General features: G+C 71.6%; 14 protein-coding genes. 5 read left to right on the top strand and 9 right to left on the bottom strand.

Annotated features, from left to right (window positions below; genetic code table 11):
• Positions 1 to 106 precede the first annotated feature (106 nt).
• Together ACYBSK_RS13230 and ACYBSK_RS13225 are read right to left on the bottom strand one after the other, a co-directional pair.
• Complete coding sequence (locus tag ACYBSK_RS13230) at positions 107 to 592, bottom strand: DUF1269 domain-containing protein (RefSeq protein WP_457477102.1); 486 nt, start codon at positions 590 to 592, stop codon at positions 107 to 109.
• A complete protein-coding gene (locus ACYBSK_RS13225) occupies positions 592 to 1,146 on the bottom strand; it encodes a DUF1269 domain-containing protein (protein WP_460246177.1) in 555 nt (184 codons plus the stop codon). Before ACYBSK_RS13225 ends, ACYBSK_RS13230 begins: the two co-directional genes overlap by 1 nt.
• A 146-nt stretch (positions 1,147 to 1,292) precedes the next feature.
• On the opposite strand from ACYBSK_RS13225, the gene ACYBSK_RS13220 reads away from it, so the two are divergent.
• The 3 genes from ACYBSK_RS13220 to ACYBSK_RS13210 are packed head-to-tail and all read left to right on the top strand — an operon-like array spanning position 1,293 to position 6,895.
• A complete protein-coding gene (locus ACYBSK_RS13220; RefSeq protein WP_460246176.1) occupies positions 1,293 to 2,705 on the top strand; it encodes a hypothetical protein in 1,413 nt (470 codons plus the stop codon).
• Between the two features lie 24 nt (positions 2,706 to 2,729).
• Positions 2,730 to 5,411 (top strand): MGH1-like glycoside hydrolase domain-containing protein, encoded by a 2,682-nt coding sequence (locus ACYBSK_RS13215; protein WP_460246175.1) that lies wholly within the window; start codon positions 2,730 to 2,732, stop codon positions 5,409 to 5,411.
• Between the two features lie 5 nt (positions 5,412 to 5,416).
• Positions 5,417 to 6,895 carry an alpha-amylase gene (locus ACYBSK_RS13210; protein WP_460246174.1) on the top strand — a complete coding sequence of 493 codons (1,479 nt, stop codon included), beginning with the start codon at positions 5,417 to 5,419 and terminating at the stop codon, positions 6,893 to 6,895.
• A 214-nt stretch (positions 6,896 to 7,109) separates the two neighbouring features.
• Here the strand turns inward: ACYBSK_RS13210 and ACYBSK_RS13205 are convergent, their stop codons facing one another.
• Genes ACYBSK_RS13205 through ACYBSK_RS13190 form a run of 4 tightly spaced genes read right to left on the bottom strand, consistent with a single transcriptional unit; the run spans position 7,110 to position 12,948 of the window.
• A complete protein-coding gene (locus ACYBSK_RS13205; RefSeq protein ID WP_460246173.1) occupies positions 7,110 to 8,792 on the bottom strand; it encodes a SulP family inorganic anion transporter in 1,683 nt (560 codons plus the stop codon).
• Positions 8,793 to 8,799: 7 nt separating this feature from the next.
• Entirely contained in the window at positions 8,800 to 11,502 is a 2,703-nt protein-coding gene (locus ACYBSK_RS13200) for a cation-translocating P-type ATPase (protein WP_460246172.1), read from the bottom strand.
• A complete protein-coding gene (locus ACYBSK_RS13195) occupies positions 11,499 to 12,470 on the bottom strand; it encodes a polyphosphate kinase 2 family protein (RefSeq protein WP_460246171.1) in 972 nt (323 codons plus the stop codon). Before ACYBSK_RS13195 ends, ACYBSK_RS13200 begins: the two co-directional genes overlap by 4 nt.
• Before the next feature lie 55 nt (positions 12,471 to 12,525).
• Positions 12,526 to 12,948, bottom strand: coding sequence for a DUF7144 family membrane protein (locus tag ACYBSK_RS13190; protein ID WP_457477094.1), 423 nt, complete (start codon positions 12,946 to 12,948; stop codon positions 12,526 to 12,528).
• Positions 12,949 to 13,221: 273 nt separating this feature from the next.
• Between ACYBSK_RS13190 and ACYBSK_RS13185 the strand changes: the two genes are divergently transcribed.
• A complete protein-coding gene (locus ACYBSK_RS13185) occupies positions 13,222 to 14,514 on the top strand; it encodes an MFS transporter (protein WP_460247015.1) in 1,293 nt (430 codons plus the stop codon).
• Here ACYBSK_RS13185 and ACYBSK_RS13180 read toward each other — a convergent pair.
• From ACYBSK_RS13180 to ACYBSK_RS13170, 3 genes are all read right to left on the bottom strand, one after another.
• Positions 14,505 to 14,957, bottom strand: coding sequence for an RDD family protein (locus ACYBSK_RS13180; RefSeq protein ID WP_460246170.1), 453 nt, complete (start codon positions 14,955 to 14,957; stop codon positions 14,505 to 14,507). The genes ACYBSK_RS13185 and ACYBSK_RS13180 overlap by 10 nt on opposite strands.
• Complete coding sequence (locus ACYBSK_RS13175) at positions 14,954 to 15,871, bottom strand: hypothetical protein (RefSeq protein WP_460246169.1); 918 nt, start codon at positions 15,869 to 15,871, stop codon at positions 14,954 to 14,956. The genes ACYBSK_RS13180 and ACYBSK_RS13175 overlap by 4 nt, the downstream gene beginning before the upstream one ends.
• A gap of 86 nt (positions 15,872 to 15,957) precedes the next feature.
• Entirely contained in the window at positions 15,958 to 16,299 is a 342-nt protein-coding gene (locus ACYBSK_RS13170; RefSeq protein WP_460246168.1) for a hypothetical protein, read from the bottom strand.
• 191 nt (positions 16,300 to 16,490) lie between these two features.
• On the opposite strand from ACYBSK_RS13170, the gene ACYBSK_RS13165 reads away from it, so the two are divergent.
• Positions 16,491 to 18,740, top strand: coding sequence for a penicillin acylase family protein (locus ACYBSK_RS13165; protein WP_460246167.1), 2,250 nt, complete (start codon positions 16,491 to 16,493; stop codon positions 18,738 to 18,740).
• The last annotated feature ends 59 nt before the right edge of the window (positions 18,741 to 18,799 follow it).

The raw sequence follows: 18,799 nt of genomic DNA, 5'->3' as shown, positions 1-18,799 counted from the left end.
AGTGTGGGCCCTGAAGCGGTGGGCCCGACACCTGCGGCGCGCCATCTCACCCGGGTGAAGTTCCCCGGGTGGGACGGCGCGGCGGTGAGCGGTCGCTGCGGAGCGGCTACACGCCCTGGAGGGCCGCCACCAGGTCCTCCTCGCGGTCCTTGGTCAGCGAGGTGCGGATGACGGTGGGGTTGAAGGGGCGCACGGCGTCCCGCACTCGGTCGGGCGTGGAGCGCCGCACGAGGGCGAAGAGCGCGGCGCGACCGGGTTCGAGGGTGCTCGCGGTCTCCTTGACGAAGGCGTCGTTGATGCCGATGTCGGTGAGCTTGCCCGCGACGGCGCCGGTGGCCGCGCCCACGGCGGCACCGAACACCGGCATCAGGAAGAGCAGCCCGAACAGCGAGCCCCACAGCGCGCCGCCGGCCGCACCGGCGCCGGTGGTGCTGTGCACCTGGTGGACGTGGATCTTGCCGTCCATGGTGCGCCAGGCCACGGCCGCGTCCTCGAGGTCGAGCAGTTCCTGCTTGGACAGGTCACGGGCCAGGCGCAGTACCGCCTCGGCCTTTTCCTTGTCCGAGAATCCGAGTACGACGAGATCTGCCATCAGGTCCTCCTGGGACGGTTGCCGGGTGTGGGGCGGGAAGCGGAGGCGGGCCCGGCCGGTTCGCCCAGGCGCTTGGCGGCGGCGGCGAGTTCGGCCATCACGGGTTCCAGTGCCTCCTCGGTGAGGAAGCCCTCCGCGACGGGCACCCCGCCGGCGTCCCTGACCGCCCTGCGCAGGTACGTCGCCCAGACGTGTTCGAGCAGGACGTACGCCGCCGACGTGCCCGGGTCGAGCGAGTCGGCGGTCTCCCTGATCTCGTCGGTCGTCAGCCCGAACGCGTGGCCGGCGGCCAGGCTCGGATACGCCCCTTGCACCGCCCTCATCCGCTCCCTGGAGATTCCGAGGAGGGCCGCCACGGTCTCCCCCATGCCCTCCTGCTGGAAGTCGAGGGCGAACAGGTCGCCGCCCGGTTCCTTGCCGACGAAGAGCATGTCGAGCACGCGGATCTGGTCGTTGGCCTCGAGAAGCGCCAGTTCCTCGATGATGCGGCCCTCGAACTTGGCGTCGGGCCCGAACCCTATGGTGAGCAGCTGCACCGGTCCGATGTCCGCCATGGCGTCTCCCTTCGGCGTTCCGGTCGGCCGTCCGACGGAATCTCCACCCGCATCACAGCGGAAGGCCCCCGTGCCCCGCGTCACCCGCCGCAGGTGAGCAACGCGCCGCGGGCCGCCGCGACGCTGGCCGTGGGAGGTGCCGTGCCATGAGCGATGATCAGGCGGAACTGGAACGGCTGCGCGCCGAGGTGGAGCTGCTGCGCGACCGCGCCGGCACCGAACGGCGGCGTCACGCGCGGACGTTGGCGCTGCGGCGGCTGATCGCCGCGGTCCTGGTCGCGCTCGTCGCCGTGCTGGCGGTGACCTCGGTCGTGGGGGTGTGGGGTTCGCGGACCACGCTGAACACGGACCGCTGGATCGCCACGGTGGGCCCGTTGCCCGAGGACCCGAAGGTGAACGCGGCGGTCTCCTCGTACCTCGCGGACGAGATCTTCGATCAGCTCGACGTGGAGCAGCGGCTCCAGGAGGCGCTGCCGCCGCGCGCCTCGTTCCTCGCGGGGCCGGTGACGGGGGCGGTGCACGACTTCATGCGGGAGAAGATCTCGCAGCTGATCGCCACGGACCAGTTCCAGGACCTGTGGCGGGCCACGAACCGGTTCGCGCACGAACGCATCGTCGCCCTGCTGGAGAAACGCAACGAGAACGTGCAGGTGCGGGGTGACACGGTCACGCTGAACCTGCTGCCCGTGGTGAACAATCTGCTGGGCGCCCTGGAGGACGAACTGCCGTCCGTCTTCGGCAAGAAGATCGACCTTCCGGCGCTGTCCTCCGGTGAACTGCCGCCCGGTCTGCACGAGCGGATCGAGAACGCGATCGGGCGGGACCTGCCCGAGGACTTCGCGCAGATCCGCCTCTACAACCGGCATGAACTGGGGCAGCTCCAGGACGCGGTGCTGCTGTTCAAGCGGGCCGTCGTGGGCCTGCTGATCGGTGTCCCGGTGCTCCTCGCGCTGTCCCTGTGGGTGTCGCCGAACCGGCGCCGTACTCTCCTCCAGCTCGGCCTGTGGCTGGTGGTGACGGTGACGGTGCTGACAGGCGTGCTGCGGGCCGTGCGCGACCAGTTGCTGGGGCAGGTGCCGGAGGGCGTCTACCGCGACGGGCTGCGCTCGGCGCTGTGGACCGTGTTCGAGACGCTGCGGGAGCGGGGCGATCAGCTCCTGTGGCTCGGTGTCGGCATCGCCGTCCTGTGCTATCTGGTCGGCCCCGGCCGGCTGCCGTCCGCGCTGCGGCGGTGGACGGCCCAGGGTGCCCGCGCCACCGGGCACGCCCTCGCCAGGGCGGGCGAACGCGTGCGCGGGGAGCGGCAGTTGCGGCCGTGGCTGGCCCGGCACGCGGACGTGCTGCGGGTCGGCGGCGCGATCGTCGCGGCCCTGGTGTCGATCCTGCTGTCGTCGTGGACCGGGCTGCTGGTGGTCGCGGTGCTGCTGGCGGCGTACGAGATCGCGGTCACGCTCGTGGCGCGGACGGAGAGCGCTCAGGACGCGGCGGGTCCGGGGACCTCACCCCCGGCAGGTGAGGCGGGCCCCGGGCCGACTGCCAAGACTGGCGCCCCGGGCTGACAGAGGGGCACTGGGAGGGTTCGCATGAAGAAGGACTCGCGCATCGGGCCGACCGGCGACGGAAGCGGACGCTCCCGGTTGTGGGGCCCGTACCTGAGTGAACGGCAATGGGGGACGGTGCGCGAGGACTACAGCCCGGGGGGCGACGCGTGGTCGTACTTCCCGCACGACCACGCGCGTTCGCGCGCCTACCGGTGGGGCGAGGACGGGCTCGGCGGGCTCAGCGACGACAAGCAGCGGCTGTGTCTGGCGCTCGCCCTGTGGAACGGCCGGGACCCGATCCTGAAGGAACGTGCCTTCGGTCTGACCAACGCGGAGGGCAACCACGGCGAGGACGTCAAGGAGTACTACTTCTATCTCGACGCCACACCCAGCCACTCCTACCTGAAGTACCTCTACAAGTATCCGCAGGCCGCGTACCCGTACACCGAACTCGTCTCCGTCAACGGCTCGCGTTCCCGGCAGGAGTTCGAGTACGAGCTGCTGGACACCGGCGTCTTCGCCGAGCACCGGTACTACGACGTGACGGTGGAGTACGCGAAGGCGGACCACGACGACATCCTGATGCGGATCACCGTCGACAACCGGGGCCCCGACGAGGCGACGCTGCACGTGCTGCCGACGCTGTGGTTCCGCAACACCTGGTCGTGGGGCGAGCCCGCGGGCGACGCGGCGCGGCCCCGGCTGCGGGAGGCCTCGGGCCCGCGCTCCACCCGCACGATCCGCGCCGACCATCCGGAGCTCGGCAGCTACGACCTGCGCTGCGCGCACACGGCCGAGCTGCTGTTCACGGAGAACGAGACCAACGCCGAGCGGCTGTTCGGCAGGCCCAACGCCTCCCGGTACGTCAAGGACGGCATCGGCCGGTACGTCGTCGACGGCGACGAGACGGCCGTCGATCCGGCGCACGAGGGCACCAAGGCCGCCGCCCACCACACGCTCACCGTGCCCGCCGGCGGGTCCGAGACGTTGCGGCTGCGTCTCGGTCCCGCCGGTGCCCAGCTCTCCCTGAACCGCGGGTTCGAGTCCGTGTTCCGCGAACGGATCGCCGAAGCGGACGCGTTCTACAAGGAGTTGGCGCCCAAGGGGGTGGGCGAGGACGAGGCGCGGGTGTTCCGGCAGGCGCTCGCCGGGATGCTGTGGTCCAAGCAGTACTACGCGTTCGACCTGGAGACGTGGCTCGCCGAGCACGATCTGACGCCGTGGAGCCTGCCGCGCCCCGGCGTGCGCAACCGCGAGTGGTTCCACATGGTCAGCGACGACATCGTGTCGATGCCGGACAAGTGGGAGTACCCGTGGTTCGCGGCCTGGGACCTCGCCTTCCACTCGGTCGCCCTGGCCGCGGTCGACCTCGACTTCGCGAAGCAGCAGCTCGAACTCCTGCTGAAGGACTCCTACTTGCACCCCAACGGGCAGATCCCCGCCTACGAGTGGAGCTTCGGGGACGTCAACCCGCCGGTGCACGCGTGGGCCGCGTACTTCGTGTACACGGTGGAGAAGGAGACGACGGGCCGTGCCGACCACGCGTTCCTGGAGCGCACCTTCCAGAAGCTGCTGACGAACTTCACGTGGTGGGTCAACCGCAAGGACCCCACCGGCCGCAACGTCTTCCAGGGCGGCTTCCTCGGCCTCGACAACATCGGCGTCTTCGACCGCAGCGCCCCGCTGCCCACCGGTGGCTCACTGGAACAGGCCGACGGCACCGCGTGGATGGCGCTGTACTGCCAGTCGATGCTCCAGATCGCGCTCGAACTCGTCGAGCACAACGAGTCGTACGGGGACCTGGTCCTCAAGTTCGTCGAGCACTACCTGTGGATCTCCGCGTCCATGGACCGCATCGGCGACCTCGGCGACGAACTCTGGGACGAGGAGGACGGGTTCTTCTACGACGTGCTGCGGCTGCCCGACGGGCAGGCGGTGCGGCTGAAGGTCCGCTCGATGGTCGGCCTGCTGCCGCTGTGCGCGTCGACGGTCTTCCAGCCGCAGCAGCTGGAGCGGCTGTCCGGGCTCGGTGAGCGGCTGCGCCGGTTCGCCTCTCGTCACCCGTCGCTGTCGGTGACGCTGTCGCAGGCGCAGGCCGGGACGGCGGGCGGCCCGCGGCTGCTGTCGGTCGTCGACGAGAAGAAGCTGGTGCGCGTGCTGTCCCGGCTCCTGTCGGAGGACGAGTTCCTCAGCCCGTACGGGATCCGGGCGCTGTCCAAGTACCACGAGGAGCACCCGTACTCGTTCTGGGCGGGCGGCCAGGAGTTCACGGTCGGTTATCTGCCCGCCGAGTCCGACACCGGCATGTTCGGCGGCAACTCCAACTGGCGCGGCCCGGTGTGGCTGCCGATGAACGCACTTGTCATCCGCTCCCTGCTGCACCTGTACGGCTTCTACGGCGACGAGCTCACCGTCGAGTGCCCCACGGGATCCGGGGTGCGCAAGAACCTCTTCGAGGTGGCGCAGGAACTCTCGACCCGGCTCACCCGCATCTTCCTGCGCGACGAGAACGGACACCGGCCCGTCTACGGCGGCCAGCCCCTCTTCCGAGACGACCCGCACTGGCGCGACCTCATCTCGTTCTACGAGTACTTCCACGGCGACAACGGTGCCGGCATCGGCGCCTCGCACCAGACCGGATGGACCGGGCTCGTCGCCGCCCTCATGAAGGTCTTCGGCACGCTCGGCCCCGACGCCTTCCGGCCACGGACCACGAGGAGGTAGCAGCGATGGGCGCACCACCGGCACAGCCCGTGATCCACGAGGTCAACACGCGGGTGTGGCTGCGGGAGACGGGCAGGCGGCTCGGCCGCGAGATCTCCCTCGCGGACGTCCCCAAGGACGTCTGGGACGAGATCACCCCGTCCGGGGTCGACATCGTCTGGCTCATGGGCGTGTGGGAACGCAGCCCGCAGGGGCGGTCCATCGCCCTCGACAACCCGTCGCTGCGCGCCGCGTTCGAGCGCGCCGTCCCCGGCATCTCCGAGGACGACATCGCGGGCTCCCCGTACTGCGTCCGCCGCTACGAGGTGGACGGGGCGCTCGGCGGGGCCGTCGGCCTCACCGCGGCGCGCGCCGAACTCGACCGCAGGGGTGTCGGGCTGCTGCTCGACTACGTGCCCAACCACGTCGCCCCCGACAACCCGTGGGTCGGCGAGTACCCGGAGCTGTTCGTCCGGGGCGACGCCGAGGACCTGCGGCGGGCCCCGGACGGGTTCCTCGACACGGGGCGCGCGGTGCTCGCGCGGGGCCGGGACCCGTACTTCCCGCCGTGGCCGGACGTCGTCCAACTCAACGCGTTCGCACCGCAGTTGCGCCGCTCCACCGCGGAGGTCCTCAGCCACATCGGCCGGTTCTGCGACGGGGTGCGCTGCGACATGGCGATGCTGATGGCCAACGACGTCTTCGAGCGCACCTGGGGCGAGCGGGCCGGGAAGCGTCCCGCGGAGGAGTTCTGGGTCGAGGTGATCGACGCGGTGCACGGCGGGCACCCGGACATGCTGTTCGCGGCGGAGGCGTACTGGGACCTCGAACGGGCGCTCCAGCGGCAGGGCTTCGACTTCTGCTACGACAAGCGGCTGTACGACCGGATCCTCGCGCACGACGCGGCGTCGGTCCGTGCGCATCTGCGCGCCGACGAGGCGTACCAGCGGCGGCTCGTGCGCTTCCTGGAGAACCACGACGAGCCGCGGGCCGCGCACACGATGCCTCCGGCGAAGGAGCGGGCGGCAGCCACGCTGATCGCGACGCTGCCGGGGGCGACGCTGTGGCACGAGGGCCAGTTCACGGGGCGGCGGGTCCAGCTGCCGGTCTTCCTCGACCGGCGGCCCGACGAGCCGGTCGACGAGGAGCTGCGTTCGTTCCACGAGCGGCTGCTGGCCGGGGTCCACCACAGCGGGATGCGGACCGGGGCGTGGCGGCTGCTGGACTGCGTGGGCTGGCCGGACAACGCGTCGGCGGAGGCGTTGGTCGCGTCGTGCTGGACGGGGGACGCGGGGCGGTTCGTGACGGTGGTGAATCTGTCGGATCGGGCGGTGCAGGGGCGGGTGCGGTTGCCGTGGCCGGAGCTGGGGCCCGGTGTGTGGCGTCTGACGAGCCTTCTGGGCTCCGACCGGTTCGACCGCTCCGGCGCGGAACTCCTCGACACGGGCCTGTACGTCGACCTCCCGCCGTGGTCCACCCACCTCCTCTCGGCGGAAGCAATGTGAACGCCCCCCGTCGTTACACCCTCGGGGCTCCGCCCCGTACCCCGCTCCTCAATCGCCGGAGGGGCTTGATGGTGCTCAATCGGCGATTGAAGGGCTCGGAGGTGGACGGATTGAGCCCCTGCGGCGATTGAGCAGCGGGGTACGGGGCGGAGCCCCAAGCTTTTGAGCCTCTCCGGCGATTGAGGAGCGGGGTTCGGGGCGGAGCCCAGGGGGGTTAGCGGGGTGTGTGGGTGCGGATGGCGGAGTCGACCGTGGGGTGGAACGCCTCGGGCCCGAACGTACGGGCCAACCCGTAACGTTCGATCTTCCTCCGCACCGGATCCTTCAACTCCGCGAACACCAACTCCACCCCCCTCCCCCGCAACCCCTCATGCAGCTCCTCCAGCACATCCGCCGCCGTCGTGTCCACATCCGTGATCGGCTCCGCCGCGATCACCACACACCGCACCTCCCCCGCCTCCCGCACCGCCCTCCGCACCACGTCCCGGAACGACTTCGCGTTGGCGAAGAACAGCGGCGCGTCGAACCGCAGCAGGACGAGCCCCGGCAGGAACCGCGCACCCGGATGCGACCGCACGTCGTGGTACCCCTCAAGCCCCGCCACCCGCCCCAGCACCGCGCTGTACGGCCACCACGCCCGCCGGAACACGTTGAGGATCGAGAGCCCTACCGCGACGGCGATCCCCGGCAGCACCCCGAGCAGCGCGACGCCGAGGAACGCGGCCATGCACAGCCAGAACTCCGCCTTGCGCTGCCGCCACAGCCGTCCCGTCCCCGCCAGGTCGGCCAGCGACAGCGACGCCGTGACGACGACGGCGGCGAGCGCGGGCTGCGGCAGGTTCCGGAACAGCCCCGGCAGCAGGACGAGCATCAGCACGATGAGCGCCGCACCGACGAGCCCGGTCAACTGCGTCTTGGCGCCCGCCCGTTCGGCCACCGCCGTACGCGATCCGCTCGTGCTCACGGGGAACCCCTGGAACAGGCCGGCCGCCGCGTTCGCCGTGCCGATGGCGATCATCTCGTCGTTGCCGCGCACCTCCTGTCCGCCGCGGGCCGCGAAGGCGGAGGCGTTGGAGATGGTGTCGGCGAGGGACACCAGGGCGATGCCGAGCGCGCCGGCGAACAGCGGCCCGAGGTCGTCCCAGCGGATGTCGGGGACGGTGAACGGCGGCAGCCCCTCGGGGAGCCGGCCGACCAGTTTCACGCCGTGCTCGCCGAGGTCGAACACGACGGTCGCCCCGATGGCGAGCACCACCATCACGAGGACGGCCGGCACCTTCGGCAGCAGTCGCTGCAACAGCAGGATGAGCACGATGCACCCGGTGCCGACCCCCACCGCGGCGGGCACCGCCGCTCCGTCGGCCAGCTTGCGGACGAGCGCGTCGACTTCCTCGACGAGACCGTCCGCGTCCACGGAGAACCCGAACAGCTTCGGCAGCTGACCGACGAGGATGGTCAGGGCGAGGCCGTTCATGTAGCCGATCATCGTGGGCTTGGAGATGAGGTCGGCGATGAAGCCGAGCCGGGCCACGCCCGCGAGGATCGTGATCCCTCCGACCATCAGCGCGAGCACCGAGGCGAGGGCGACCGCGCGTCCGCTGTCGCCGCCGGAGGCGACCAGCGGCAGCACTGTCGCCGCGATCATCGGCCCGAGCGAGGAGTCGGGCCCGAGCACGAGGATGCGGGACGGGCCCGCGACGGCGTACGCGAGCAGGCACAGCACCGACGTGTAGAGCCCGGTGATCGCCGGCAGCCCCGCCAGCTCCGCGTACGCCATGCCCTGCGGGACGAGCAGCGTGGTCAGGACGATGCCCGCGACGAGGTCCTTGGCCAGCCAGGAACGCCGGTAGCCGCGCAGGGTCCGCAGTCCGGGCGGCAGCGGCGGGGCCTTGGGCACCGCCGGTTCACCGCCGCCGGGCGATCAGTTTGCCCAGCTCCCACAGCACGAGGAGCGCGAGCGGGGGCAGCAGTGCCCAGCCGAACTGGCCGATGCTCAAGGGGACGGTGTCGAGCATCCGGTTGAAGGCGTCGGTCTGCGTGACGAGCACGGCGAGCGCGAACTCGGCGAGGATCGTCCAGTTGAGCTGCTTGCTGTCGAAGGTGTCGACGGTGAGCGCGGTCCCGGTCTGGCTGCGGCACTCGACCGCCGCGACGATCAGGCAGAGCGCGAACGCCGCGAACGCGATGGAGTTGCCGGTGCGGGCGCTGTCGTAGCGGGCCTCGCCGAGCTCGATCAGGGCGAGCAGCGCGACGGCGATGGCGGCCCCCGCCAGTCCGACGGTCAGCATCAGCGCGGGGGTCATCACCGGTTCGCCGCGCGGCCTCGGGCGCCGCGTCATGAGGTCGGCGCCGACCCGGTCGAAGCCGAGGGAGAAGCCGAAGGCGGCGTTGACGACGAAGTGGATCCACAGCACCTGCGCGGGGTTGAACGGCTCGGCGTCCGCGATGTCGAAGAGCGAGGCACCGAGGAACGTGAGCACGAACACGACCAGCAGGATCATCACGAAGCGGATGTACTTGGTGAGGTTGTCGTAGATCTTGCGGCCCTGCTCGACCGCGTGAATGATCGTCGCGAAGTTGTCGTCGGACAGGATCATGCGGCCGGCGTTCTTGGCGACCTCCGTGCCGGATCCCATCGCGACGCCGATGTCGGCGGCCTTGATGGCGGGCGCGTCGTTGACGCCGTCGCCGGTCATGGCGACCACGTCGCCGTTCTGCTTCAGCGTCTCGGCGAGCAGCACCTTGTGCTCGGGCGCGACGCGGCCCACGACGCCGATCGCGTCGATGCGGGCGAGCCGCTCGTCCTCGGACAGCGCCGCGAACTCGGCGCCCAGGATGGCCTCTCCGCCGATCCCGACCTGTTCGGCGATGGCGGCGCCGGTGATCACGTCGTCGCCGGTCACCATGCGTACGCGGATGTGGGCGGCCTGCGCGGCGGCGACGGCGGCCTTCGACTCGGGGCGCGGCGGGTCGACCATGCCGACGAGGCTGGTGACCTTCAACTCCCGTACCTGCGCGAGGAGATTGCCGTCGGGGTCGAAGACCTGGGGGTCGAGGTCGCGGGTGGCGGCGGCCATCACCCGGCGGCCCGCGCGTCCCATCCGTTCGACCTCGGCGTCGGCGCGGCCGCTCAGCGCGGCGTCGAAGGGGATGGCCATGCCGTCGGCGAGCGCGGTGCTGGCGCGGGCGAGCACGGCGGGCGCCGCGCCCTTGACGAAGCAGCGCACGACGGGCCGACCCTGCCCGTCGTGCGCCGCGTGGAAGGTGGCCATCAGTTTGTACGCCGGGTCGAACGGCAGGGTGGCGAGGCGGGGCAGCCGCTCCCGGGTGGCGGTGACGTCGAGGCCCGCCTTGTGGCCGAGCACGAGCAGCGCGCCCTCGGTGGGGTCGCCGACGACCTCGCCGTCGACCAGGGCGGCGTCGCTGGCGACGAGGTACGGCAGGATCGCGTCCTCGATGCCGGGCGTGCTGCCCGCGGCGTGGTGGATCCTGCCCTCCAGGGCGTAGCCGGTGCCGGAGACGGTGTACCGGTCGAAGGCGTCGACGACCTCGACGACGGTCATCTGGTTCATCGTCAGGGTGCCGGTCTTGTCGGAGTTCACGGCCGAGGTGAAGCCGAGCGTCTCCACGGACGGCAGGTCCTTGACGATCGCGTTGCGCTTCGCCAGGTCGAGCCCGCCGAGGGAGAGGATGGTCTGCGTCACCGTCGGCAGCGCCTCCGGCACGGCGGCGATGGCCAGCGATACCGCGCTGACGAACAGCGCGTCCCAGGCCTCGTCGCGGCTGCGGCCGAGCGCGAACATCACGACCATGGTGAGGGCGGCGGCCCCGACGATCCACAGGGTCAGCCGGTTCAACTCCTTGGACAGCGGCGACATTTCGCGCCGCGTCGCCGTCAGCATGCCGGAGATCCGGCCCAGTTCCGTGTCCGCCCCGACGGCGGTGACGAGGAGGACGCCGCTGCCGTGGGTGACCGGCGTGGTCATGAACGCCATGTCGCTCTGGTCGGCCGGGCCCAGCTCCCCGCCGGGCAGCGGCCGCGCGTCCTTGGCGACGGGCACGCTCTCGCCGGTGAGCGCGGACTCGTCGATCTGGAGCGCCGTCGCCGCGACGAGGCGGCCGTCGGCCGGGACCTCGTCGCCCGCCGCGAGCAGCACGACGTCCCCGACGACGACGTCCTCGGCCGGGATCTCGGCCTCCTTGCCGTCCCGCCGCACCCGCGCGGTGGCCTTCGTCATCGCCTTGAGGGCGTTCATGGCGCTGTCCGCCTTGCCCTCCTGGCGCAGGCCGATGACCGCGTTGAGGACGGACAGGGCGAGCAGCACCACGGCCGTGCCCCACTCCTGGATGGCGAGGGAGACGCCCGCGGAGACGACGAGGATGATCTGCATGTACGAGGTGAACTGCCCGAGGAGCCGTCGCAGCGCCGGTACGGGCCGCTCCTCGGGCAGCGCGTTGGGGCCGTCCTCGGCGCGCCGCCGCTCCGCGCGCGCGGAGTCGAGTCCCGCGGCCGGGTCGACGCCGAGTTCACGGGCGACCGAGTCGGCGGGCTCGGCGTACCAGAGGTGCGCGGGCGGGGCGCCGGGTCCGGTCGCGGCGGCGGTCACCGGGCCCGCCTCCGGGCCGCGTACGGGTCCGAGGCGGCGCCGGGCGGCGCCTCCTTCTCCAGCTTCCGCTTCTCCTGCTCCAGTTCGTGCCGGCTCGTGGCGCCGACGTCCGGGTAGCGCGGATCGATGTCCATCAGGGTGTGGGCGAGGACGGCCGCCGCGCAGATCCGCGCGTACCACTTGTGGTCCGCGGGCACGACGTACCACGGGGCCCAGGGGGTGCTCGTGGCGGACAGCATGTCGTCGAACGCCTCCTGGTAGTCGTCCCACCGGGCGCGCTCGCGCGCGTCCGCCGCCGAGAACTTCCAGTTCCGCTCGGGGACGTCGATGCGCTTGAGGAACCGGACGCGCTGTTCCTCCTTGGACAGGTTCAGGAACAGCTTCACGAGCCGGAAGCCGTTGTCCGTGAGGTAGTGCTCCCACTCGTTGATCTCGCGGTAGCGCCTGCGCCACAGCGCCTTCCCGTGCTGCCCCGGCCCCGGAAGTCTCTGGCGGGCGAGGAATTCGGGGTGCACGCGCACCACGAGCACCTCTTCGTAGTGGGAGCGGTTGAAGATGCCGATCTCGCCGCGGCGCGGCAGCTCGCAGGCGTAGCGCCACAGGTAGTCGTGGCTCAGCTCGTCGTCCGTGGGCACCTTGAACCCGGCCACCCGCACCCCCTGCGGGTTCACGCCGCTCATGACGTGCCGGATCGTGCCGTCCTTGCCCCCGGCGTCGAGGGCCTGGAGGCAGAGCAGCACGCCGTGGGTGCCCTCGGCGGTGAGCCTGCTCTGGTAGTCGGCGAGCAGGGCGACGCCTTCGCGCAGCAGTTCCTGGCCCTGCCGTTTGCCCTTCAGGCCCGCGGTGCGGGCCGGGTCGAACTCCTTCGACAGGCGCACCTTCGCTCCGGGTGCCACCCGCAGGGGTGCGATGAACTCGGCGATCCGCTTGGCCCGCGGGTCCCCCGTACGCGCCTGGCCGTGCTTCATGAGCCACCTCGGTCCGTCTCTCCGCGGGCCTCGCCGATCGGGTCGGAACGCCGGGTCAGAACACCGTGTCCCGCTTGACCACGCACAGGCCCCAGATGACGAGCGCGTTGATCGCGATCAGCGTCAGGGACCAGAACGGGTAGTACGGGATGGACAGGAAGTTGCCGATCATGATCAGGACGGCGAGGACCACGCCGAGCACCCTGGCCCACTTCATCGCGACGAAGAGGCCGAGGCTGACGACCACCGCGATCGCGCCGAGGATCAGGTGGATCCAGCCCCAGGTCGTCAGGTCGAACTCGAAGACGTACTCGGGCGTGCTGAGGAACACCTTGTCCTCCAGAACCGCCATCAGTCCGCGGCAGAAGTCCATGGAGCCGGCGATGAAGAGCATGACCGCGGCGAAGATCGTGAGCCCGCCGGCGGCTGCTTCCTTCGCACTGCCCATGCCGTGCTGCGAAGAAGTCGAGGTGGCCATCTCAAGGACCCCCAAGCTAGAGATTGGTGCCCAGTGCACCGCTGTGGGGCCGAGTGTGGCTGCCGGGTCCGGGAGGGGCGTCACCCTCCGGGGGTGACGCCCGCGAGCGCCCGCGCCCGGAAGCTGACGGGGGTCAGGGCGGCGAGCTGAAGCGAGGCGATGAGCGTGGCAGGCACCCCACAGGCGCCGGACGTACGCAGCCGCGGGCGGCAGCGCCGGATCCTCGCGCCGCTCGCGCTGGCCCAGTTCATCTGCAGCTTCGCCGGCTCGAACATGAACGTGATGATCCAGGACATCAGCGAGGACCTCGACACCACCGTGCAGGGCGTGCAGACGGCGATCACCGTCTTCCTGCTGGTGATGGCGGCGCTGATGATCCCGGGCGGCATCCTCGCCGACCGCTACGGCCGCAAGCGCTGCCTCGTCGTCGGTCTCGCGGTCTACGGGGTCGGGGCGCTGCTCAGCGCGGTGGCGCCGGGCCTGGGCGTGCTGATCCTCGGCAACTCGATCCTGGAGGGCGTCGGCACCGCCCTGCTGATCCCGCCGGTGTACATCCTGACGACGCTGCTGTTCACCGAAGTGGCGGACCGGGCGCGGGCGTTCGGCACGATCATGGCGCTGGGCGGCATCGGCGCCGCCGCCGGCCCGCTGCTGGGCGGGCTCATCACGTCGGCGATCAGCTGGCGGGCGGCGTTCGTCTTCCAGGCGCTGGTGGTCGCGGTGATCATCCTGCTGAGCCGGGGGCTGCGCGACCCGCTGCCCGCGGATCCCGAGCGGGACTTCGACACGGTGGGCGCGGTCCTGTCCGCGACCGGTCTCGTGCTCGTGGTCCTCGGGATCCTCGCGGCGGACGACAACGGGTGGCTCATGGGGGCGCTGCTGCTGCTCGGCGCGCTGGTCCTGACGGCGTTCTTCCGCTGGGTGCGGGGGCGGGAGCGGGCCGGCGCCCAAGCCCTGCTGCCCACCTCGCTGTTCCGCAACCGGACCTCGAACCTCGGCCTGATCACGCAGCACACCCAGTGGCTGATGCTGATGGGCATCTCGTTCGTCGTCGCCGCCTATCTCCAGGTCGTCCGCGGTTACGACGCGATCAGTACGGGTGTCATCTTCACCGCGTCGACGCTGGGCCTGCTCGTCAGCTCGCTCGGCGCGGAGCGGTTCGCCAAGCGCCGCGAGCAGCGGACCCTGGTCATGGTGGGGTTCGCCACCACCGTGGGCGGCATCGGTGTCCTGCTGGCCCTGGCGCACGGCGAACCGAGCCCGTGGGCCTTCACTCCCGGCCTGCTCCTGATCGGGCTCGGCCTCGGCGTGATGCTGACGCCGTCGGTCAACGTGGTGCAGTCCAGTTTCCCCGAGGACCTCCAGGGCGAGATCTCCGGCCTGTCCCGCAGCGTCTCCAACCTCGGCTCGTCCGTGGGCACGGCGCTCGCCGGCACGATCCTCGTGGCGAACCCCTCCGTCGGGCCGTACGCCGCGGCGCTGCTGGTCCTCGCGGTCATCGGACTCGGCGGCTTCGGCGCCGCGGCCATGCTGCCACACACCTCACCCGCCCCGGATCAGCCGTAGCCGCGGTCGTACGTCACGGTGGTGCGCACCACCAGGTCCTGCAACGCCGCGCGGCGTCCGCTGAACGGGATCCACAGCAGCCCCAGCGGGAAGCTCACGCACAGCGCGGCCCGGACGAGCGCCCGCACCGTCCGCAGCCGCCGCCCGTCCCGGTCCGTCACGCACACGCCCATGAGGCGGGCGCCGGGCGAGGCCCCGACCATCACCCACGAACCGCCGAGGTAGCACACGGCGAAGGCCCAAGCCACGGGCCCCGTCACCCAGTTGGGTACGTCGGGGAATTGGAACGGGGGCCCGGCGACCACCAACCGGGCGCACGCCGCGCCCACTTCGACGGCCAGCCCGATCAGGGCGAGCACGAGCGCGTCGACGAGGGCGGCGACGCCGCGCGACACGATTCCGGCGGCCCGGGGCCGTACCGCTCTGGCGCCGGGCACGGTCACGGCGACCGCTCGTCCGGGGCCTCAACCCGCCGCAACAGCCGGTCGGCGAACCGGTTCACGCTCCGGTCCCCCCGCTGCCCCAGCATCCGCACGGCGTCCACCGCCTCCACGGTGAGCCCGCCCCCGGTGTCCCGCACGATCCGCCCGAGATCGATCTCCCGCAGCACGTACCGGGTGAGCCCCACCAGATCGAACCGCGCGAGCACGGCGTCGACGTCGAGCCTGGCGGCGATCCGGTCGACGTCCACGCGAGCGACAACCCGCTCAAGGTCCAGCCGCCCGGCGACCCGATCCACGTCGACCCGCTCGGCGACCCGGTCGACGTCGACACGGTCGGCCACCCGATCCACGTCCACCCGGTCCGCGACCCGATCCACGTCCACGCGATCGGCCACCCTGTCGACGTTCACGCGGTCCGCCACGCGATCCACATCCACACGATCCGCCACCCGATCCACATCGATACGCCGCGCCACCCGGTCCACGTCAATGCGGTCCGCGACCGCGTTCACGTCGACGCGCTCGACGACGGCGGCGACATCGATCCGTTCGGCGACGGCATCCACGTCCACGCGGGCGACGACCGCCGCCACATCGATCCGCTCGGCCACCCGGTCCACGTCGATCCGGGCGGCCACCCCGTTCACGTCGACGCGCTCGACGACCGCCGCCACGTCCACCCGCGCCGCGATCGTGTTGACGTCCACCCGCGCCGCGACCCGCGCGACGTCGACCCGGTCCGCGACCGCGTTCACGTCCACGCGGGCGACCAGCGCGTCCAGGTCCAGGCAGTCGAGCAACACGTCCACCGACCGCCGGACCACCGTCCGCGGCACCCGCCCCACCGCGCCGAGCACACCCCGTGCCACCCGGCCGGCGGCGGCCACGGCGCCCTCCGCGCTCACCTCACCCATTCCGCGACCGAAGCAGCCCGCACCGCGCCCGGCATCCTCCGCGGCGGGTGAGTACCCGCCCCCGATGGACGAACGGCGGTCAACCGTCAAGCGGCGGGCGGCAGTTCGGGGACGCCCCGCTGCTCCCCGGCGAAGCCGAAGGCGAGGCCCCGCCGCGCCGCCAGCAGCCGGGCGAGCCGCAGCACGCTGAGGCCGCTGGCCCCGAGGTCGCCCGCACCGCGCACGTCGACGAGGACTCCCGCGCCGCCCGGCCGGATCGCCGCGTGCAGCACCCGGCCGATCCACGCCTCCGCGGCGGGATCGATCGCGCCGCGCATCTCGATCACCAGGACACCCGCGACGCATCGGACCACCACGGGCGGGCCCGCCGTCCGGGACGGCGCCGCCGCCTTCGGCCTGCGGACCAGGAGCGGAACATGCCACGCCATACGAAAGCCCCCCAACTGGGCCGGACTCGGGCGAACAGCGTCGTCACTCCGAAACGCCCCGGCATCGCTCCACGGGGGTGAGCACCGGCGGGAGGAACCGCCAACCACCGGTTCCGTACGCGGTGTTGATCATCGCCCGCGCGCTTCCTAGGGTCGACCCCGGCATGTCCCTGACGAAGGTGGAGCACCGCATGAGTCACGCAGCTCAGGTACGGCACACCGGCCCGACCCGCCGCCTCGTGGTGGGCGGGACGGCCTCCCTCGCGGTGGCCGCGACAACGTTGCCTTCCGGCGCCGCCACCGCGGCACCCGCGGGGCCCTCCCCGGCCGACCTCGACCGCTGGAAAAGACGAGCGGCCCGGGTGACGATCACCCGCGACGACTGGGGCATCCCGCACGTGGTCGGCAGGACCGACGCCGACGCGGTGTTCGGGATGATGTACGCGCAGGCCGAGGACGACTTCAACCGCATCGAGCGCAACTACCTCGTCAGCCTCGGCCGCCTCGCCGAGTCCGAGGGCGAGAGCGCACTGTGGCAGGACCTCCGCCAGCGCCTGTTCATCGACCCCGAGGAACTGAAGAAGCAGTACGCGACCCGGTGCCCGGCCTGGCTCCGCGCACTGATGCGGGCCTGGGCCGACGGCCTCAACCACTACCTGGCGACCCACCCCGACGTACGGCCGCGCGTCCTGACGCGCTTCGAGCCGTGGATGCCCCTCAGCTTCTCGGAGGGCAGCATCGGCGGAGACATCGAGTCCGTCGCGCTGAGCCAGCTGGAGGCGTTCTACGCGCAGCGGGAGGTGCCCCTCACCGACGAGGAACGCGGCCTGAAGTTCCGCGAGCCCTCGGGCTCCAACGGCATGTCCCTGGCCCCGGGCCACACCCGGGACGGCCACGCGCTGCTCCTCATCAACCCCCACACGAGCTTCTTCTTCCGCTCGGAGCAGCACGTGACGAGCGAGGAGGGGCTCGATGTCTACGGCGCCGCGACCTGGGGCCAGTTCTTCATCTACCAGGGCTTCAACGAGCACACCGGCTGGATGCACACGTCGAGCGGCGTCGACAACATCGACGAGTTCGCGGAAACGGTCGACCGCGCGCCGGACGGCTCGTACACCTACCGCTACGGCGGCGAGCGGCGCCCGGTGACGACCAAGAAGGTCACCCTGAACTGCCGTACGGAGAACGGGACTTCCGAGGCGCACACCTTCACCACGTACGCCACCCACCACGGCCCGATCGTCCGTGCGGCGGACGGCAAGTGGATCGCCTGCGCCCTGATGAACAAGCCGGTGGAGGCGCTGAAGCAGAGCTACCTGCGCACGACGACCCGCGACTACCACGCGTACATGAAGGTCGCGGAGCTGAAGGCCAACAGCTCCAACAACACCCTGTTCGCGGACTCGAAGGGCGCCATCGCCTTCCTGATGCCGCAGTTCATGCCGGTCCGCGACGACCGCTTCGACTACATGAAGCCGGTGGACGGCAGCGACCCCGCGACCGACTGGCGGGGCCTGCACGCGCTCGCCGACATGCCGCAGGCGGTGAACCCGAGGAGCGGTTGGGCCTTCAACACCAACAACTGGCCCTGGACCGCGGCGGGCGCGGACAGCCCGAACGCCTCCGACTACCCCCGCTACTTCGACAAGGCGGGCGAGAACCCGCGGGGTCCGCACGCGATCCGCGTCCTGACGTCCCGTGACGACTTCACTCCGCGGACCCTGATCGAGGGCGCCTTCGACCCGTATCTGACGGCGTTCGCCCGGCTGCTTCCCGGCCTGGTCGAGGCGTGGGAGGGGCTCGCGGCGGGCGATGCCCGCAAGGCGGAGCTGGAGGCGCCCGTCGGCCTGCTGCGCGGCTGGGACCACCGCTGGTCCGGCCGGTCGCGCGAGACCTCCCTCGCGGTGTTCTGGGGCGAGGCCCTGTGGGCCCTGGTGTCGGCGTCGGCGGCGAAGGCGGGCCTCTCCGTCTGGGACTACATGGCCGAGCGCGCCACGGACGCGCAGCGGCTCGCGGCCCTGACCTCGGCCGTGGACCGGCTCACGCAGGACTTCGGCGACTGGCGGGTCCCGTGGTCCGAGATCAACCGCTACCAGCGCAACGACGGCGCCGTCACCCAGACCTTCGACGACAGCAAACCCAGCCACCCGGTCCCCTTCACCTCCGCCCAGTGGGGCTCCCTCGCCTCGTTCGGCGCGAAGCGCTACCCCGGCACGAAGCGGTACTACGGCACGAGCGGCAACAGTTTCGTGGCGGTCGTCGAGTTCGGTCCGAAGGTGCGCGCCTGGGCGGTGACGGCGGGCGGCGCCAGCGGCCACCCGGAGTCCCCCCACTTCGGCGACCAGGTCAAGCGCTACGCGAGCGGGGATCTGCGCCCGGTGTACTTCTACCCGGAGGACCTGAAGGGCCACGTGGAGCGGAGGTACCGGCCGGGAGCGTGAGGGACGCACGCGCGCCGCGCGCGGACGCCGTCGTCACCCACGGTGACAGCCGCCCCACC

The sequence above is a fragment of the Streptomyces sp. BYX5S genome (genome assembly GCF_054724165.1).
This window is presented reverse-complemented; position numbering and strand designations above follow the sequence as displayed.